Source organism: Rhizorhabdus dicambivorans (assembly GCF_002355275.1).
GTDB classification, from domain to species: Bacteria; Pseudomonadota; Alphaproteobacteria; order Sphingomonadales; family Sphingomonadaceae; genus Rhizorhabdus; species Rhizorhabdus dicambivorans.
Map to the genome: position 1 here is coordinate 74,233 of NZ_CP023451.1, position 17,346 is coordinate 91,578.

At 64.4% G+C, this 17,346-nt stretch carries 19 protein-coding genes; all 19 read left to right on the forward strand.

The features are described 5' to 3' along the window. Positions 1 to 112: 112 nt before the first annotated feature. A complete protein-coding gene (locus tag CMV14_RS24830) occupies positions 113 to 538 on the forward strand; it encodes a heavy metal-responsive transcriptional regulator (protein ID WP_021243089.1) in 426 nt (141 codons plus the stop codon). A 386-nt stretch (positions 539 to 924) separates the two neighbouring features. Further along, positions 925 to 1,188 carry a hypothetical protein gene (locus CMV14_RS24840; protein WP_238147332.1) on the forward strand — a complete coding sequence of 88 codons (264 nt, stop codon included), beginning with the start codon at positions 925 to 927 and terminating at the stop codon, positions 1,186 to 1,188. A 19-nt stretch (positions 1,189 to 1,207) separates the two neighbouring features. After that, positions 1,208 to 3,133, forward strand: a complete 1,926-nt coding sequence (locus CMV14_RS24845) for a 2Fe-2S iron-sulfur cluster-binding protein (protein WP_021243091.1) — start codon at positions 1,208 to 1,210, stop codon at positions 3,131 to 3,133. Further along, complete coding sequence (locus CMV14_RS24850; RefSeq protein WP_009824015.1) at positions 3,133 to 3,861, forward strand: hypothetical protein; 729 nt, start codon at positions 3,133 to 3,135, stop codon at positions 3,859 to 3,861. The genes CMV14_RS24845 and CMV14_RS24850 overlap by 1 nt, the downstream gene beginning before the upstream one ends. Continuing rightward, positions 3,858 to 4,580, forward strand: a complete 723-nt coding sequence (locus tag CMV14_RS24855) for a hypothetical protein (protein ID WP_025549149.1) — start codon at positions 3,858 to 3,860, stop codon at positions 4,578 to 4,580. Before CMV14_RS24850 ends, CMV14_RS24855 begins: the two co-directional genes overlap by 4 nt. Beyond that, on the forward strand, positions 4,567 to 5,010 hold the full coding sequence (locus CMV14_RS24860) for a DUF1622 domain-containing protein (RefSeq protein ID WP_004212663.1): 444 nt from the start codon (positions 4,567 to 4,569) through the stop codon (positions 5,008 to 5,010). Before CMV14_RS24855 ends, CMV14_RS24860 begins: the two co-directional genes overlap by 14 nt. Positions 5,011 to 5,024: 14 nt before the next feature. Then, entirely contained in the window at positions 5,025 to 5,465 is a 441-nt protein-coding gene (locus CMV14_RS24865; RefSeq protein ID WP_025549148.1) for a four-helix bundle copper-binding protein, read from the forward strand. Between the two features lie 254 nt (positions 5,466 to 5,719). Further along, on the forward strand, positions 5,720 to 7,021 hold the full coding sequence (locus CMV14_RS24870) for a glycoside hydrolase family 130 protein (protein ID WP_456291223.1): 1,302 nt from the start codon (positions 5,720 to 5,722) through the stop codon (positions 7,019 to 7,021). Positions 7,022 to 7,249: 228 nt separating this feature from the next. Then, entirely contained in the window at positions 7,250 to 7,540 is a 291-nt protein-coding gene (locus CMV14_RS24875) for a hypothetical protein (RefSeq protein ID WP_007406388.1), read from the forward strand. A 318-nt stretch (positions 7,541 to 7,858) separates the two neighbouring features. Continuing rightward, the gene (locus CMV14_RS26945) at positions 7,859 to 8,260 is read left to right on the forward strand and encodes a hypothetical protein (RefSeq protein ID WP_015449265.1); all 402 of its coding nucleotides are present in this window, start codon (positions 7,859 to 7,861) and stop codon (positions 8,258 to 8,260) included. A gap of 148 nt (positions 8,261 to 8,408) precedes the next feature. Beyond that, the gene (locus tag CMV14_RS24890) at positions 8,409 to 8,738 is read left to right on the forward strand and encodes a hypothetical protein (RefSeq protein ID WP_021224454.1); all 330 of its coding nucleotides are present in this window, start codon (positions 8,409 to 8,411) and stop codon (positions 8,736 to 8,738) included. Positions 8,739 to 8,991: 253 nt separating this feature from the next. Continuing rightward, positions 8,992 to 10,512, forward strand: coding sequence for an aldehyde dehydrogenase family protein (locus CMV14_RS24895; RefSeq protein WP_025549141.1), 1,521 nt, complete (start codon positions 8,992 to 8,994; stop codon positions 10,510 to 10,512). Between the two features lie 26 nt (positions 10,513 to 10,538). Then, positions 10,539 to 11,564, forward strand: a complete 1,026-nt coding sequence (gene adhP / locus CMV14_RS24900; RefSeq protein ID WP_007683342.1) for an alcohol dehydrogenase AdhP — start codon at positions 10,539 to 10,541, stop codon at positions 11,562 to 11,564. A gap of 25 nt (positions 11,565 to 11,589) precedes the next feature. Continuing rightward, the gene (locus CMV14_RS24905) at positions 11,590 to 13,296 is read left to right on the forward strand and encodes a copper resistance system multicopper oxidase (protein WP_062343367.1); all 1,707 of its coding nucleotides are present in this window, start codon (positions 11,590 to 11,592) and stop codon (positions 13,294 to 13,296) included. Further along, entirely contained in the window at positions 13,293 to 14,279 is a 987-nt protein-coding gene (locus CMV14_RS24910; protein ID WP_009823975.1) for a copper resistance protein B, read from the forward strand. The genes CMV14_RS24905 and CMV14_RS24910 overlap by 4 nt, the downstream gene beginning before the upstream one ends. Further along, on the forward strand, positions 14,273 to 15,514 hold the full coding sequence (locus CMV14_RS24915; RefSeq protein WP_066969879.1) for an MFS transporter: 1,242 nt from the start codon (positions 14,273 to 14,275) through the stop codon (positions 15,512 to 15,514). The genes CMV14_RS24910 and CMV14_RS24915 overlap by 7 nt, the downstream gene beginning before the upstream one ends. 79 nt (positions 15,515 to 15,593) lie before the next feature. Beyond that, entirely contained in the window at positions 15,594 to 16,031 is a 438-nt protein-coding gene (locus tag CMV14_RS24920; protein WP_007683347.1) for a DUF411 domain-containing protein, read from the forward strand. Between the two features lie 383 nt (positions 16,032 to 16,414). Next, positions 16,415 to 16,678: a type II toxin-antitoxin system RelB/DinJ family antitoxin gene (locus tag CMV14_RS24925; protein ID WP_004212689.1), complete on the forward strand. Its 264-nt coding sequence runs from the start codon at positions 16,415 to 16,417 to the stop codon at positions 16,676 to 16,678. Then, the gene (locus tag CMV14_RS24930) at positions 16,665 to 16,946 is read left to right on the forward strand and encodes a type II toxin-antitoxin system YafQ family toxin (protein ID WP_004212690.1); all 282 of its coding nucleotides are present in this window, start codon (positions 16,665 to 16,667) and stop codon (positions 16,944 to 16,946) included. Before CMV14_RS24925 ends, CMV14_RS24930 begins: the two co-directional genes overlap by 14 nt. Positions 16,947 to 17,346: the final 400 nt, after the last annotated feature.

Sequence of the window (17,346 nt, forward strand, 5' to 3'; positions counted from 1 at the left end):
TGATGCGACGCGTCGGGGCAGCGGGCCGCCGGCGACGAGGAGACCGTTCGGGGTCAAAGCGAAACCGCTTGACCCTGGACCATGGTCCAACCGGCATGATCGAGCGGATGACATGGGCAATTTCAAGATCGGCGAACTGGCCGCGGCCGCAGGCGTGGGCCGCGATACGATCCGCTATTATGAGCGGATGGGCCTGCTGCGCGAGCCCGCGCGCACGGCAGCGGGCTACAGGCTCTACGACGCGACGGACCTCGAGCGCGTCAACTTCATCCGCTCGGCGCAGGAGCTTGGCTTCACCCTCGATCAGGCCCGGCAGCTGCTGGCGCTCAGGGCATCGGACACCGCGCATGCGCAGGCCGTGCTCGATATCACGCTCGCCAAGATCACGGACGCCGAAGTCCGGCTCAAGCGCCTGTCCGATATTCGCGACATGCTTCGATTGCTTGCCGATGAGTGCCCGGGCGAAGTTCCTGTTTCCGATTGCCCTATTCTCACGTTCCTCACGGAAAGGCGGAGATCTGATCACCGAAAGATATAAGAGCAAGCCTCGCAGGAAGAACAAACACCATTATTAAAAGGGGATTTATCATGACACGAATGCATATAGTGGCTGGGATTGTTCCAGCATTGCTTCTGGGCGCCTGTGCGACGACGCCGCCTACCTCCGCACAGGTCGAAAGCTGTAGGGCCATGGAGGGCGATATGGGTCTCCAGACACGTCATGACCATGGCGAGATGAAACAGCAGGGTCGTAATCCCATGAACCTGTCGCACGATCAGTGCCGCAAGATTCTTCGCCAAGCACAATGATTCCTGCTCCGGGTGGCTCGGGCCCACCCGGAGATTCCTCCAGTACGAAAGGAAGAAGCAATGGTCGGAAATCGAAAAGTCATACTGTCGCTAATCAGCGTTAGCCTGCTCTCGATGGCGGCGCTTTCGGGCTGTGAGCGCAAGACCGATCAGACGGTGCCGGCTGCGGCCAACAGCGCCGCACCCGCGGCTGGCGCTGATAGCGTAAATCCCGCCGGCATGGATCATTCGGACGCCATGGCCAATGAACAGGAGATGGAGCGGCATCACCAGCAGGCCATGGACCATGATGCGATGCGCCAGGGAGGCATGAACAGCAGCGCTCCGAAGACCGAGCCTGCGCCTGCGGATTCGGCGATGCCGATGAAGGACATGTAAGGGCGCGAAGGGGGTCGACATGTGCGTTTGGACCAGCCTTCGCCTTTCGGGTCTGGGGTTGTTGCTCGCTTTCAGCCTTCCCTCTGCGAGCGTGCACGCTCAGGAGGGCGAAGACCATTCGGCACATCATGGGGATACTTCGGGCGGTGCGGGGATGGCCGATGGCGCAATGTCCGCAAAGCCCGAGGTCGGCACCTCCGATATGGCCTCGATGATGAACTCTATGATGGAGCGCATGATCAACGGCGAAGGCGAGAATGAACATGGGCACGATTCCCGCCGCACCGCATTTTTTTCGCAGTTGCTCGCCTTTCCCGCGCTCGACGAAGCGGCCCGGCAGCGGGTCGCTGCGCAGGCCGGGGAACGGGTAAGCACGGGCCTGTCGATGGTCAACGCCGCCTCGGCCGACGGCGCGCGTGCGACAACGGTCTCGGCCCGGCTCGATGCGGCGCGCCGGATGCGCGAAGGGACCGACCTGTTCCGCTCCGGTACCGCCGCGCAGGGCGCGATCGGAGGCTTGCAGCCGCCCCGGGAGGTCGGGCTTGCCTGGCTGCGCGATCAGCTCGACATCGACCAGGCCGCGCCCGGCCATGCCGATCACTGGTTCGGCATCTCGCCCTCGCACCTCCTTCTCATGCTGTTCCTGGGGCTGGTGAGCGCCACGCTTATCGCGCTGCAGATCTTCCGCCTGCGGCGGATCGGGGCGATCGCCGGCGGTGTCGCCACCGCCAAGGTTCCAGCAAAGCCGGAGCCGAAGGCTGCCCCTCCCGCTACCAGGGTTGCGCCCGCGCCTGCACCCGTTGCCGACAGCGCCGGGCTCGCGCCGAGCAATGCGGCCGCACCCGCTGGGGCGTCGCTGCGCAAGCCCAAAAGCTGGGCGGGGCAGCTGCGCGTGGTCCAGATCGTGCGAGAGACGCCGAGCGTGCTGACCTTCCGGCTCGCGGACCCGACCGCCGACCGGCTGCCGTTCGACTTCCTGCCGGGCCAGTTCCTGCAGGTCGAGGTAGAGCCCGAAGCGGGCAAGACCGCGCGCCGTTCCTACACGATCGCCTCTTCGCCGACCCAGCGGGCCTATGTCGAACTGACGGTCAAGCGCGAGGAGCAGGGCGTGGTCTCGCGATACCTGCACGACAAGGTCGTCGCCGACGATCTGCTGAAGGTCAGCGGACCGTTCGGCGCCTTCACCTTCACGGGAACGGATGCCCAGAGCATCGTGCTGATCGCGGGCGGGGTCGGCATCACCCCGATGATGTCGGTGCTGCGCTATCTCACCGACACCGCGTGGAAGGGTGATATCTTCTTCTTCTACGGCGCACGGTCGACCGAGGAATTCGTGTTCCGCGACGAGCTCGAGCGGCTCGAACGCCGTTTTCCCAACCTCCATGTCGTCGCCGCGATGCAGCGCGCGCCCGGCACCGTCTGGATGGGCCCCGAAGGGCCGATCACCCGCGAGATGATCCTGGCCGCGGTGCCGGAGATCGCGAGCCGGCGGATCCATATGTGCGGCCCGCCGGCGATGATGGGCGCGATGCGCGGCGTGCTGGCGGAACTTGGCGTCCCCGAAGCGCAGCTGCACACCGAGGCGTTCGGTCCGGCCTCGCTGCCGGCCGACCACGAGGATCTCGAGGTCAAACCCGCGCCCGCGCCAGCGGATAAGCCGGCCCCGAGCGCCGAGGTGGCGCCGAGCACGGTGACCTTCTCCGTGTCGGGGGTGTCGGCGGCCTTGCCCGCGGACGAGACCGTGCTCGAGGCGGCCGAGGGCGCGGGCGTCGAGATCTCCTATGCCTGCCGTGCGGGCACATGCGGCGCCTGCGTGGTCAAGCTGCTGCAGGGCGAGGTAACGATGGAGGTCGAGTCCGGCCTCGCGCCCGCCGACAAGGCGCAGGGCTATGTGCTCGCGTGCCAGGCGAAGGGCACGGGCACGCCGCTCGTGGTCGAAGCCTGATGCGCGAACGCAGCGACATCGCCGTCGGCCTGCTGGTCGCATTCCTGCTGCTGTTCCCGTTCGGCTACCTCGTGCATGTGTCACCGCGCTTTCCGGGCAGCCTCGCTGGCGGGATCATCGGGATCGCAGCGCTCGTGCTGATGCTGCTGACGCTTCCCTATGTCGCGGCCAAGCACATCGCCTGGGTCGACAAAGTGCTCTCCCGGCTCGTCAGCAAGCCTACCCTGCTCGCCATCCACATCTATGCCGGCGTGCTGGCGCCGATCCTGGGTCTGGTCCACGCCGCGCACAAGCTCGAAAGCCCGGTCGGACTGCTTCTGACCGTCCTCCTGCTGATGACGGTCATCACCGGCTTCATCGGCCGCTACCTGCTTGCCCAGCTTGGTCGGGCGCTGCGCGGACGCAGGTCGGAACTGGCCTCGCTTCGCGCCGCCTTCCTTGAGGAGCCGGCGGCGCCGGCGCAGGCCGATACCGCAGCCGCGCCGCTGTCGGGCTGGAGGCGCTATCTGTTCGTCGCCGGGGATGCGCCCGCGGGCCAGCACCCCCAGAACAGGGCGGGGATCGCCGCGGCGCTGGCCGATACCGAATTCGCGATCCGCGCCGAAGAGGCGACCAACACCCTGTTCGCGCGATGGCGGTTCCTGCACATCCTGCTGGGCTGTCTCATCTTCGCGCTGCTCGCGCTCCACGTCGGCGCGGCGATCTATTACGGGCTGCGCTGGCTATGAGCTGGCAGCGTCTTTCCTATGCCGTCTTCATCGCAGCCCTGCTGGTGATGGTCGCCGCGGTCGCGATCCGGATGCGATCGGACGCGCCGAGGGATGCCGGCCTGGTGGCGCAGCTCGTAGCGCCCGGCCCGCTCTCGAGCGCCCACCAGTCCTTCGCCGGCCAATGCACGGCCTGCCACACGCCGGGCAAGGGCGTCGAAACCCGGACCTGTCTCACCTGCCATGCGGGCACGGATTTCGGGACGAAGCAGTCGACGCAGTTCCACGCGAAAGCGACGCAGTGCACCTCCTGCCACGTCGAACATGAGGGAGAGCGCGGCATCATCCGCATGGATCACGCCGCCTTGCTCGACATGGCAAAGTGGCGGCAGCCTTCGGCGGGCATGTCGACAAACACTCGAAGCCTGACCCCCGAGACCGCGCTCAATTGCGCGAGCTGCCATGCGTTCCGCGATCCGCACCAGGGCCTGTTCGGCACCGACTGCGCGAGCTGTCACAAGACCGACAGCTGGAAGATCGCCAATTACCGCCATCCATCGGTCAATTCGACGCAGTGCGCCGAGTGCCACAAGGCGCCGCCCAGTCACTTCATGGAGCATTTCAGCATGGTCTCGCAGCGCGCAGCCGGATCGAAAGCGCGCGTCGACCAATGCTATGCCTGTCACGCCACCGACAGCTTCAACAATATCCGCAAGCGAGGCTGGTATGATCACCATTGAGGCCGACTGGCTGAGCGCCTTCTTCCGGCTTGCGGTGATCGGCCTGGAACTGGCGGGCACGCTGACCATCCTGGTCGGCGCGGGGCTCGCAACCTTTCTGTTTGCGCGGCGGGCGAGGGCGGGCGACCGAACCGAGGCCTATAGCGCGTTCCGATCGGCGCTCGGCCGCAGCATCCTGCTCGGCCTGGAATTTCTGGTCGCCGGCGACATCGTCAAGTCGCTGGTGATCAACCCGACGCTCGACGATCTCATCGTGCTGGCCGGGCTTGTGCTGGTGCGGACCTTCCTGAGCATCTCGCTCGGGGTCGAGATCAACGGCCACTGGCCCTGGGAGGAAACCCGGATGGCGCGGGAGAAGGCGCGTGCGGCGTCGGATGGGTCGCCGGCTACGGCTGAGGCCGCCGGATGCGGCACAGCGCTCAAGCGATAGCAGATGGAAGGCGCATCATGATCGAGAGACGCGAATTGCTGATGGCGGGCGCCGGCCTTGCCGCCGCCGGAACGCTGGCTGCGCCGGCGGCGGCGCAGCAGCATCGAATGGAAGGGATGGCGATGTCGATGACGGACTGCATCGACGATTGCGTGGCTTCGCACCGCATGTGCCTGGAAACCGCCGCTTGGCTGACGAAGCAAGGCGGCGCGTCAGCTACGGCGTCGCTGATCGCCATGCTGAACGACTGTGCGGAACTGTGCCAGGCGACTGCCAACTCGATGCTGCGGGAATCTGCCCTGCACCGCATCGTCTGCCGCGCCTGCGCCGACGCTTGCGAGCGCTGCGCCGAGGAATGCGGACGCCATAGCGCGGACCAGCGGATCGCGCGTTGCTCGGCCACCTGCAAGAAATGCGCGGCGAGCTGCCGAACGATGGCGGACATGTCGAGCTGAGCGGCGCGCTTCGCACGTGCCCCACATAGTCACGTTCAGGCCAGAGCCCCCGGTCACAGCTTGTGTGTCCGACAACTACGCCAGGACAGCGATCATGGCACGTGGCACAAAGTCCGAGTATCCGGCAACGGCGGAAATCATCGCACCCGCCATCGCCGGAGCCTTCCGTGCCGCCACCCGATAGTCGGGTAATGCCGAGCACCATCTTTACGATTGCGTGAACGCTCCACGGTCGATCTGTATTGGAGAAGTCAGTGTCAACCGCCGAATTTGTCAACCGGCTACCCGAATTGCTCCGCCCCAATCCAGCAAGGGTAGTGATCAGACCCTATATGCCGTCGACGGAAACCTATAAATATGCGGTACCGGATCAGCCACGTGCGCAGCGCATCGCCGACCGCGTCCTGGCGCTCGACCCAGCATCGCTCCACGATGAGTTGCAACGCATTCTTGATGATTTCTCGGGAAGGCATCGTGAGGTTCCGTCCCTGTTTTTGCGGCGGTTCCACGAGGTTGATGGCATCATCGTCTGTGATTGCGAGGTCACCCATGAACAGGCGCTCTTGATCGGTGCCCATTTTTGCAACGAATATTCCTATGAGGCAGCAGCGCTTTTCAATCCGAGCATCGTCCTGCATCCTGACCAGTCTGCTGTACCTGAAAACTCTCTCCGATTCATTCTTTCCCTGCGAGGCGTGGGCGAGGGGCATATCTCCTCCGTCACCTTTCGCACCGGGTTTTGCGCCGCGGACGGAACCATAGCAATCAATCCTCCGAGCCCCATGCCGCTCGTGCTGGAGACTGAAAACATCTCCGGCGAGGACCGGCCGGACGCGGGCATTCGGATCAAGTGCGATGGCAGCCACGATCTCTCGGAGATCGTGATCTTTCCGACAACCCCCAGCCAGCGTGGTGGCATCGAAGACCTTCGCTTGGTCCGCTTCCTGGACGACGATGGCCGAGCCACCTATTTCGGTACATATACGGCATTTAGCGGCCAGTCCGTCCGGCAGGAGTTGTTGTCCACGCCGGACTTCCGGACATTCGAACTCAGACCGCTGCGTGGGGATGCCACCGGTAGCAAGGGCATGGCGCTTTTCCCCCGACGCATTGCCGGGCACTTTGCCATGCTTGGGCGCGAGGATAACGAAAATATCTGGTTCCTGACGTCCGCGGACATTCACGACTGGAGTGGCGGAGCGAAAGCCATCGAACCTCGCTGGCCTTGGGAGTTTGTCCAGATCGGTAATTGCGGATCGCCGATCGAGATCGACGAAGGCTGGCTGGTCGTAACTCATGGAGTCGGCGCCGTTCGGAACTATTGCATCGGGGCGTGCCTGCTGGACCGTGACGATCCCTCGAAGCTGCTGGCGCGGACGAAGCTACCGCTTTTGCGGTCGGACATGGATGAGCGCGAAGGTTATGTGCCAAACGTAGCCTACAGCTGCGGCGCGATGGTACATAATCGGGTGCTGGTACTGCCTTATGCCATTGCTGACAGCTTCACCACTTTTGCCACTATTCCTCTCGAGCGTCTGCTGGCCGCCATGGATTAGTCACTGTTGCCGACCTGTCCTGCTCTCGAGTCCGAACCATAGTTACACATCGGCACAACAACGATGCCAGTGCGATAATTTATGGCCATCTCAGAGACGGACTTCGCACATTACGTATACAGCAAGGCGGAAGGTGACACCATTTCACGGGCAAGCTCCGGAAGGGGCGACAATCGACCGGGCATATGCTCGATCGAACGAGAAACCCAGACTTGAAGGAATGGATACTTGCGCAAGAAGACGGCAATGATCGCTTCGCTCGCAGCTCTCGGCTTCCTCGCCGTCAGTGCCGGACCGGTGCTGGCGGACGGGATGCCGCCGGGCATGCCCGATCTTGAGGAGACCCTCAAGGCCAGGCCGGCGCCTGCCCAGCCCGATCCTGCCCACATGCAGGGCATGGCTCACGGTAAGGAGCAGATGCACGGCCAGATGATGCAGGGCCATCGAATGGCGATGCGGGATTCGCAGGACCAGGACGGCGCCTCCGGCATGTCACACAGGTCGGACGGTGGTTGCTGACCCTGCCATCATTCCATCAGACGACAAGGTTGACGGACAAGATCATGGCCGCTTTCAACCGAAGCCTTGGTCCGCCGTTCCCACGGCGGGCCAATCGCTTTTCTGGCCGGTCTCAGGACGAGAAAACCAGGCCGGGTCACATTTTTGATCGATCCCGGATCATCATTTTACGCGCCTGCTCCAGCAGGCACACGGCCGATCGGATTTCGATTCGTAACTTACGTATACAGACAGCGTCTCGCTAGCAGCATTGAAGCTTCGGAATTGCCGGGATCGGAACGTCGATCGGGCAACAGGAAGAACACTCGGAGACCCTCAATGCGACAGACGACATTTCTCGCGGCGCCCGTCAGCCTCTTCGCGACGCTAACCTTCGCCGCCGGCACCGCTCTCGCCCAGTCGACGCCCGCGCCCGCGCAGGCTGCGCCGGCCCATGCCCACCAGCAGGGCATGGATCATGGCGGGCAGCAGATGCACGATCAGATGATGAAGGATCATCAGGCCGGCGCGCAGAAGCAGCAGGGGCAACCGGCCCAGCAGGATCAACAGGGCATGTCGGGGATGGCCGGCATGTCCGGCGGGTCGCCAGCATCGAACGGCTCGGGCATGGCCGGTAAGGCGAAGAGTGGCTGCTGCAAGATGCCGATGAAGAAGGCCAAGCCGGCCGCGAAGAAGAAGACCGCCAAGCCCATGGCCGACAAGCCGATGAGCGACATGTGAAGTTTCCAGCCCCGATAAAACACCCCCCGGGGCTGAGGGCCCGCCGCCGCCCCGCGGCGGGCCAGTTCTTTGACGATGCCCAGCGTCGCCCCGTGCTCCCAGCTTTCAAAGCCGGGACCGAGCAACTAACGTGAGAGAGGAAACAGTGATGCGAAAGCATCTTGGCGTCGGTGCTGCTGTTGGCTTTCTGCTCTTTGGCAGCACGCCGCTCCTCGCACAGGGTATCGGCCATAGCTTGTTCATGCGCGGCAAGATCGTCCGTACGGATGCGGGCGGCACAGTGGCCTGCCTGGGCAAAGCCGATGGCGCGCACATCGGGCAGATACTCGAAGTCTATCACGCAACGCCGCGCCACCGCCGCCTTGTCGGTCATGTCGAAGTCGACCAGATTTTCGACGACCATTATGCTCATTTCCGCGTGAGGGACGGGACGCTTCAGAAAGGCGATTGGGTGAGCCTAAAGCGCGTCCGGGCGTAACGCCAGAATTGGAATGCCAAGCGCCGCCCTCGCCAAAAGAAGACTCGGCCGAGTAACGCCTGTCTCGGCATAATTCCGATCAGGCGTGCGCGAATAGGTTCAGGAGTCGATGAATATTCATCGGCTCCGTTGGCGTGTCCGACCCTTAAAGCCCGCGACACCGATACCAGACTACCTTCTGCGGAACTTACTTATAGGCCGCCCGGGCAAAGAGACTACTCCGTCAGGCCATCGATAGAGATGGAGTCAGGTTATGTTCGAGAAGGCGATCGGGACCATTAACGCGGCGGCCTCCTTCCGACACCGCTATGATAATTTCATCGGAGGCCGCTGGAGCGCTCCTGCGAGCGGCGAGTATTTCGCCGACAAGAGCCCGATCAATGGCGCCCAGATCGCCGAGTTCGCGCTGTCGACGCCGGAAGATGTCGAGCGCGCGCTCGATGCGGCGCACGCCGCCAAGGATCAATGGGCAAGGATCGCGCCCGCCGAGCGCGCCAGGATTCTCAATCGCGTCGCCGACCGGCTCGAGGATAATCTGGAGCTGCTGGCGCTTGCCGAGACGATCGACAATGGCAAGCCGATCCGCGAGACCCGCGCTGCCGACGTGCCGCTTGCAATCGACCATTTCCGCTACTTCGCCGGCTGCATCCGGGCGGAGGAAGGCGGCATCTCGACGATCGATGCCGACACCATCGCCTATCATTTCCGCGAGCCGCTCGGCGTCGTCGGCCAGATCATCCCGTGGAACTTCCCGCTGCTGATGGCGGCGTGGAAGATCGCCCCGGCGCTGGCGGCGGGCAACTGCACCGTCATCAAGCCCGCATCCCAGACGCCGCTCACCTTGCTGATGTTCGCCGAGCTCACCGCCGACATCCTGCCGCCCGGCGTGCTCAATGTCGTCACCGGCCCGGGACGGACCGTCGGCCAGGCGATCGCCGCCAATCCGCGCATCGCCAAGGTCTCGTTCACCGGCGAGACCGTCACCGGCAAGCAGATCATGCACGCCGCGGCGGACCATCTGATCCCCCAGACGATGGAGCTTGGCGGCAAGTCGCCCAACATCTTCATGGCGGACGTGCTCGACGAGGACGATGCCTTCTTCGACAAGGCGCTCGAAGGCTTTACTTTGTTCGCCTTCAACAAGGGCGAGGTCTGTACCTGCCCGTCGCGCGCCCTGATCCATGAGTCGATCTTCGACCGCTTCATCGAGCGCGCCGTGGCGCGCGTCGCCGCGATCCGCCAGGGCGATCCGCTCGACCCGTCGGTCCAGGTCGGCGCGCAGGCGTCGGAGGACCAGCTCCACAAGATCCTGGGCTATATCGATATCGGCAAGGCCGAGGGCGCGCAGTGTCTGGTCGGTGGCGCCAGGGCGCTGCCGGGCGGTGCGCTCGACCAGGGCTATTTCGTACAGCCGACCGTGTTCGTGGGTCAGAACCACATGCGCATCTTCCAGGAGGAGATCTTCGGTCCCGTCCTGGCGGTCACCACCTTCAAGACGGTCGAGGAGGCGATCGCACTTGCCAACGACACCGCCTACGGTCTTGGCGCGGGCGTCTGGACCCGGAGCGGCAACACCGCCTACCGTCTGGGCCGCGCGATCGAGGCCGGGCGGGTCTGGACCAACTGCTATCACCAGTACCCCGCCCATGCCGCCTTCGGCGGATACAAGGCGTCGGGCTTCGGGCGTGAAAATCACCGGATGATGCTCGACCATTATCAGCAGACCAAGAACCTGCTCGTCTCCTATGACGAGCACGCGCTCGGCCTGTTCTGACCCCTCGCTCAAAAGGAGAAACGGACATGGCGAAAACCATGAAGGCGGCGGTCGTCCGCGAATTCGGCAAGCCCCTGGTCATCGAGGACGCGCCGATCCCGACGGTCGGCCCCGGGCAGATCCTGGTCAAGATTGCGGCAACCGGCGTGTGCCATACCGACCTGCACGCGGCAGAAGGGGACTGGCCGGTCAAACCCAACCCGCCCTTCATTCCTGGCCATGAAGGCGTCGGGCATGTCGCCGCCGTCGGTGCGGGCGTCACCCATGTGAAGGAAGGCGACCGGGTCGGTGTGCCCTGGCTCTACACCGCCTGCGGGCATTGCGTGCATTGCCTGGGTGGCTGGGAGACGCTTTGCCACGAACAGCAGAACACCGGCTATTCGGTCAATGGCAGCTTTGCCGAATATGTCCTCGCCGATCCCAACTATGTTGGTCACCTTCCCGACAATGTCGACTTCCTCGACATTGCGCCGATCCTCTGCGCGGGCGTCACCGTCTACAAGGGATTGAAGGCCACCGAGGCCCGACCCGGCGAGTGGGTGGTCGTCTCAGGGATCGGCGGGCTCGGCCACATGGCGGTGCAATATGCCCGTGCCATGGGTCTCAATGTGGCCGCGGTCGACATCGACGATAGCAAGCTCGACCTCGCTACACGCCTTGGCGCCACACTGACGGTCAACGCGCACAGCGAGGACCCTTCGGCAGCGCTCAAGAAGGCGATAGGCGGCGCGCACGGAGCGCTCGTCACCGCCGTTTCGCCCAAGGCGTTCCAGCAGGCGCTCGGCATGGTCCGGCGCGGCGGCACGGTCGCGCTCAATGGTCTGCCGCCGGGCGACTTCCCGCTGTCGATCTTCGACACCGTGCTGAACGGCATTACCGTGCGAGGCTCGATCGTCGGCACGCGGCTCGATCTGCTCGAGGCACTGGCGTTCGCCGGCGACGGCAAGGTCAAGGCCACGGTCCATGCAGACAAGCTGGAGAACATCAACGACGTCTTCTCCCGCATGCACCATGGCGACATCGAGGGCCGGATCGTCCTCGACCTCGCCTGAACCCGACTTCGCGAAAGTACAGTTCATGTCTCCCTTACATATCCGGCCGATCGCACGGCGCCGTTTCGTCCAGGGGCTGGCGATCGGCGGCGCGGTTGCCGGCTTCGCCCCGGCGCTTCTCGCGCGATCCGCCCCAGTCTCGCCCGCCGAGCTTAGCGGGACCGAGTTCGACCTCGAGATCGCCGAGCTGCCAGTCAACTTCACCGGCAAACGCCGTATCGCGACCGCCGTGAACGGCAGCGTGCCCGCGCCGGTCCTGCGCCTGCGCGAAGGCGACACGGTCACGCTCCGTGTGCGCAACGGCCTCAAGGAGATGTCGAGCATCCATTGGCACGGCATCATCGTGCCGGCGGAGATGGACGGCGTGCCCGGCATCAGCTTTGCCGGCATCGCGCCGGGCGAGACCTTCACCTATCGCTTCGAGGTCCGCCAGAGCGGAACCTACTGGTATCACGCTCACACGCTCGCCGAGCAGACGGGACTCTATGGAGCGATCATCGTGGAGCCGAAACAGGCGCCGGCGGCGCGGGCGCCCGATCGCGACTATTGCATCGTGCTCAGCGACTGGTCGGACGAGCCGCCGCTGCAGATCTTCCTCAATCTCAAGAAGCAGAGCAGCTACTATAATTTTGCGCAGCCGACCGCCGGCGATTTCCTCAAGGATGTCGGCACCATGGGCTTGGGCAAGGCGCTCGAGCGGCGGCGGATGTGGAACAGCTCGCGGATGAACCCGACCGACTACAGCGATGTCTCTGCCGCGACCTACACCTATCTGATGAACGGCGCGCCGCCCGCCGGCAACTGGACCGGTATCGCCGCGCCCGGCGAGCGCGTGCGCCTGCGCTTCGTCGGCGCGGGGACGGCGACGTTCTTCGACGTGCGGATCCCCGGGGTCGAGCTGACGGTCGTATCGACCGACGGGCAGCCGGTCGAGCCGGTCACGGTCGAGGAATTCCGGATCGGCCCGGGCGAGACCTACGACGTCGAGTTCACCATGCCCGAGGGCGGCGCCCGCACCATCTTCGCGCAGGCGATCGATCGGAGCGGCTATGCGCGTGGCACGATCGCACCGGCCCCGGGCATGGCGGCAGCCGTGCCGCCGCTCGATGCCCGGACCTGGCTCGAGCCGGTCGACATGATGGGCGCGATGGCGACGATGGGCGCAATGGGAGGCGACGCGCATGCCGGGCACGGCATGACCGAGATGCCGGCCAGGGCACGGCACGCCCGCACCGAATATGGCGCCAATACCGACATGCGCGTCGACTATCCGCGCACCAATCTCGACGATCCCGGCGCCGGGCTGCGCGGGCGCGGCTGGCGCGTGCTGACGCTGGCCGATCTGCGCACGCCGGGCGGCGATCCCGACCCGCGCGAGCCCGAGCGCGACATCGAGCTGCATCTGACGGGCAATATGGAACGGTTCATCTGGTCGCTCGACGGCATCAAGCTCAACGATTCCCGGCCGCTGCATTTCAAGCCGAACGAGCGGCTGCGCGTCACCTTCGTCAACGACACGATGATGGCGCATCCGATGCATCTGCACGGCATGTGGAGCGATGTCGAAGGCCCGGACGGCGCCTTCCAGGTCCGCAAGCATACGGTCGTGGTCCAGCCCGCCCAGCGGGTGAGCTTCCGCGTCACCGCCGACGCCATGGGCCGATGGGCCTTCCACTGCCATCTGCTCTATCACATGGCGGCCGGCATGTTCCGGGAGGTGGTGGTCGCATGATCCGGATTATCCCCTCGCGCGGCATTGCTCTTGGCGTTGCCCTCTTCCTGGCGCCGGCGATCACGGCTCCCGCCCTCGCGCAGGATGCCTTGCCCCCGTCGCCCGCCGCCACCCCTGCCCAAACGGCCACTCCCGATCCAAACTCACCTTCCGCGCAAGGCTCTCAGGAGCATGCGGGCATGGACATGCCGGGCATGGATATGACCGACACGAAGGCGTCCGGTAACGGCGCCACGATGGACATGGGCTCGATGCAGGGTGGCAAGGCCCCGCCGGACGCGCGCAACTCGGACGATTATGCCGACGGCTATCGCAACTCGACGCTGCCGGGCTATGAGATGGCCGACAAGCTCTCGATCCCCAAGATACTTGTGGATGAGCTCGAGTTCACCAGCGGCAACGAGGGTCAGGGCGTGGGCTGGACCGTGCTCGTCACCAAGGGTCAGGACAATGACAAGCTCTGGCTGCGCAGCCAGGGGCTCAAGAACTCCCGCGACCAACGTCTCGATCCGGAGAGCAGCGTCGAGGCGCTGTGGTGGCACAGCAAGAACCCGTTCTGGGGCACGCTGCTCGGGGTCAGGCAGGATCTCGGCAAGGGTGCGACCACCTGGCTCGCCGCCGGCGTCGAGGGACTGGCGCCCTATTGGTTCGACGTCCAGCTCACCGGCTATGTAGGAACCGATGGGCGTCTCGCGGCGCGCGCCAAGGCCTCCTATGAGGTCCTGTTCACCAATCGGTTGATCCTTACGCCGCAGGTGGAAACCAATATCTATTCGAAGCGGTCGAGCGATCGGCAGCTCGGCAGCGGCTTCAGCAATGTCGAGCTGAGCGGACGGTTGCGCTACGAGGTGTCGCGCAAGTTCGCGCCCTATATCGGCTTCGTCTGGGAGCGCGCATTTGACGGCACGGCCGATTTCCGTCGCCTGCGCAGGGAAGGGCCTTCCGAACACAGGCTGGTGATCGGCTTGCGCGCCTGGTGGTGATCCGCGGATGGCCACTCGAGGGATCGACCGCGAACGCGCCGCGTGACAAGGCTGGATCGCAAGCCAACGGTCGCTGGCCGGCCTCCTTTTTCGTCTTGTTGCTCGCGGCGGCTGCGGCGTCGGCGGGACAGACGGCCATTCTCGCCTTCCTTCCGGCACTGGTCGACCCGGCTCGTGGCGCGCTATCGTCAAGCGCTCATGATTTTCACGTCGCGAGCCTGACCGCGGTCCATCCCCTGGCAGCCTTGCTGGCGGCGCCGCTCTGGGGCTGGATCGCGGACCGGGTCGACTATCGGGCGATGTTGCGCGCAGCGCTGGTCATCCTCGCGCTGGTGACCGCGCCGATCGGCCTCGTCGGGTTGCCTGAGCTTTATGCATTGCGTCTGGTGGCGGGGATGGCGTCGGCCGCCATCATACCGTTGGGCTTGCTCTGCGCGAGCTTTGCCGCAAGCGGGCGCGCGGACCAGGCGCGCCGCTTCACCTGGCTGACCGCCTTCGTGTTTCTGGGCGATCTCGCCGGTCCGCTGGTGGCGGAGGTCTCGGCCGCGATCCTGCCCCGCGCTCCCCTCATGATCCTCGCTCTCGGCATCGGTGCCGTCGGGGCGGCGCTTTGCGCCGTGCGTCTGCCGCGCTGGTGTGCACCTTGCATCGATGGCGGAGACCTGCCCGCGCCGACGCTCGGCGCGACGCTGATCCTGCTTTTCGTCACGATCGTCGCGGGCGGCGGGCTGGCGGCGATGCATGTCAATCTCCTGGTGACGCGGAGCGTCATTTCGCTGAGCCGCGAAGAGATCGCCTGGATGCTCAGTCTCTGCGGATTGGGCATGCTGGCAGCACAGATCTTCCATGCGAGGCTCGATTGGCTGGTGACCATGCCGAGGCGGCTTGCGGGGCTGACGCTCGGCCTGCTGGCTGCGGCGCTTTTCCTGTTCCCTGTCGCCGCGAGCATGGCCGAACTCAGTGGGATCATCGTTGCTGCCGGCTGGAGCTCGGCAACCCTTCGATTGGTCACCAGCTTCTGGATCAGCGGCGGCGGGGCCCCTTCAGGCGTGAAGCTCGGTTTCCAGCATTCCGCCGCCAGCATCGGGCAGGCGCTCGCGCCGCTGGCGATAGCCATCGTCGCTCCCGGGGCGCAGCCGCTCGTTCTGTGGGGGATTGGTGGTCTATCGCTAGCGCTGCTTGTGTCCCTGCCGCTAGCCTGGAGGCCGCCCGCCATCGTAAAATCATCTGCGTGATGAGGGGAGGGGCGCATTGATGCGTATAGAAAAGAAGGGGCCTCTGCCCCATGCTTATCGTTCTTCCGGGAGTCATTTCATGAAGACCCGCCTATTCGTCGCCTTGCTGTTCCTCGCCATGCCCGGCGTAGCGCTTGCGGCCAGTGATATCGTCGTCCACCGGGATCCGGGATGTGGATGTTGCGAGAAGTGGGCGCAGGCCGTGCGCGCGAAGCTGGGACGCAAGGTCGTCATGCGTGACGATGCGTCGCGCAGCGAGCTTCAGCGCAAGGCCGGCATGCCCCGGACGCTGGCATCTTGCCACAGCGCGATCGTCGATGGCTATATGATCGAGGGCCATGTCCCGATATCCGACGTCAAGCGCTTGCTGGCGACCCGTCCTGCGGGCGTCAAAGGCATTGCGGTTGCGGGGATGCCGATCGGTTCGGAGGGCATGGAAGTGGCAGGCGCTGCCCGCCAACCCTATACGGTGGTGGCCTTCGGCAGCGCCGGTCAGCGAATTTTCGCCCGCCATTGATATCGCGCGGTTTGCAGCATCCTGCAGAATTGCCCGGTGGTAGAGGACCCCGCTGTCGAGTGTAGAACCTTGTGTCAAGCGAGCTGATGGCGTCCCTACCCCTACCTACACTGAAAAAGCAACGATTTGTCTTGTAAGTTGTTCGCGGTCGTCTCCCTGATTTGCCTGAATTTGGCCCAAAATGTGGAACGATTGTGGGACCGTTTGCCCACCGAAAGTGTGAGAACGGCCCCAACATTCCCGATCAGGGCCCCGAACCGATGGCACTCACAGCATTGAAGGTGAAAAACGCGAAGCCCGGTCGCCATGTCGATAGCCGGGGCTTTGCCTGATTGCACTTTGCGTTCGCTTGCATTACATCGTCATGCAGAAAGGAAATCGACATGGCCGCAAACGCTCTTGTGCAGACCCGGATCGACGGAGCGGTGAAGGAGGAAGCCGCGACCGTGCTGGCTGCTATGGGGCTGACCGTCTCCGATGCCGTGCGCCTGATGCTGACCCGCGTTGCCCGCGACAAGGCCTTGCCGTTTGAACCGCTGGTGCCCAATGCCGAGACGATCGAGGCCATGAAGGAAGCGCGCGAGGGAAAGGGCAAGCGGTTCGCCACGGTGGTCGACCTGATGGCCGACCTCAATGCGGACGATTGAACGCTTCGGGCGGTTCAAGCGCGACTACAAGCGGGAGAAGAAGGGGCAGCACGCCAAGACGCTGGACGCTGACCTGATCCCGATCATCGAGGCGCTGGCATCCGACGAGCCGCTTGAACCGCGCCACCGCGACCATGCGCTGACCGGCGACTGGCGCGACCATCGCGATTGCCACATAAAGCCCGACCTCGTGCTGATTTACCGCAAGCCCGATGACGACACCTTGCAGCTTGTGCGCTTGGGATCGCACGCGGAATTGGGTTGGTGACGCCCGCGCATGGCGAGCTTATACGTTTGTCGGGTATGTCAGCCAGAGGCACGATTACGGGTTAGGTGTGATCAGCGAGCATCCGATGCCAACAAGCTTTTGCAGAAGACATCAATCGCAGAGATGCATTCGGCAGGCGCTGCTTGAAACAAAAATGAGGGCCATAAATCACTTTCACCCTCAAATTCTGACAAATTTGCCGTTAGTTCACGACTGGTGAGCGAGAAATGAGCCGATCGCGTTGGGCTTGAAGAGCCGACCGCTCGCTCCACCGTCGTGACCCCTACGTTGATGACCGGCGGATGCTGGCCCGGTAGACGATGCTGCCGAGAGCGACGACGACGCCCATGATGGCAAAAGATTCCATGCTCGAATGGCTCAAAAGCCAGATCGTGAGAAG

What these genes read in the sequence shown, in the direction of transcription:
- CMV14_RS24860 (WP_004212663.1), top strand. Translation starts at nt 4,567, where the DNA reads ATGATCACCATTGAGGCCGACTGGCTGAGCGCCTTCTTCCGGCTTGCG.
- CMV14_RS24925 (WP_004212689.1), top strand. Translation starts at nt 16,415, where the DNA reads ATGGCCGCAAACGCTCTTGTGCAGACCCGGATCGACGGAGCGGTGAAG.
- CMV14_RS24830 (WP_021243089.1), top strand. Translation starts at nt 113, where the DNA reads ATGGGCAATTTCAAGATCGGCGAACTGGCCGCGGCCGCAGGCGTGGGC.
- CMV14_RS24840 (WP_238147332.1), top strand. Translation starts at nt 925, where the DNA reads ATGGCGGCGCTTTCGGGCTGTGAGCGCAAGACCGATCAGACGGTGCCG.
- CMV14_RS24855 (WP_025549149.1), top strand. Translation starts at nt 3,858, where the DNA reads ATGAGCTGGCAGCGTCTTTCCTATGCCGTCTTCATCGCAGCCCTGCTG.
- CMV14_RS24930 (WP_004212690.1), top strand. Translation starts at nt 16,665, where the DNA reads ATGCGGACGATTGAACGCTTCGGGCGGTTCAAGCGCGACTACAAGCGG.
- CMV14_RS24895 (WP_025549141.1), top strand. Translation starts at nt 8,992, where the DNA reads ATGTTCGAGAAGGCGATCGGGACCATTAACGCGGCGGCCTCCTTCCGA.
- CMV14_RS24850 (WP_009824015.1), top strand. Translation starts at nt 3,133, where the DNA reads ATGCGCGAACGCAGCGACATCGCCGTCGGCCTGCTGGTCGCATTCCTG.
- CMV14_RS24920 (WP_007683347.1), top strand. Translation starts at nt 15,594, where the DNA reads ATGAAGACCCGCCTATTCGTCGCCTTGCTGTTCCTCGCCATGCCCGGC.
- CMV14_RS24890 (WP_021224454.1), top strand. Translation starts at nt 8,409, where the DNA reads ATGCGAAAGCATCTTGGCGTCGGTGCTGCTGTTGGCTTTCTGCTCTTT.
- CMV14_RS24905 (WP_062343367.1), top strand. Translation starts at nt 11,590, where the DNA reads ATGTCTCCCTTACATATCCGGCCGATCGCACGGCGCCGTTTCGTCCAG.
- adhP (WP_007683342.1), top strand. Translation starts at nt 10,539, where the DNA reads ATGGCGAAAACCATGAAGGCGGCGGTCGTCCGCGAATTCGGCAAGCCC.
- CMV14_RS24845 (WP_021243091.1), top strand. Translation starts at nt 1,208, where the DNA reads ATGTGCGTTTGGACCAGCCTTCGCCTTTCGGGTCTGGGGTTGTTGCTC.
- CMV14_RS24910 (WP_009823975.1), top strand. Translation starts at nt 13,293, where the DNA reads ATGATCCGGATTATCCCCTCGCGCGGCATTGCTCTTGGCGTTGCCCTC.
- CMV14_RS26945 (WP_015449265.1), top strand. Translation starts at nt 7,859, where the DNA reads ATGCGACAGACGACATTTCTCGCGGCGCCCGTCAGCCTCTTCGCGACG.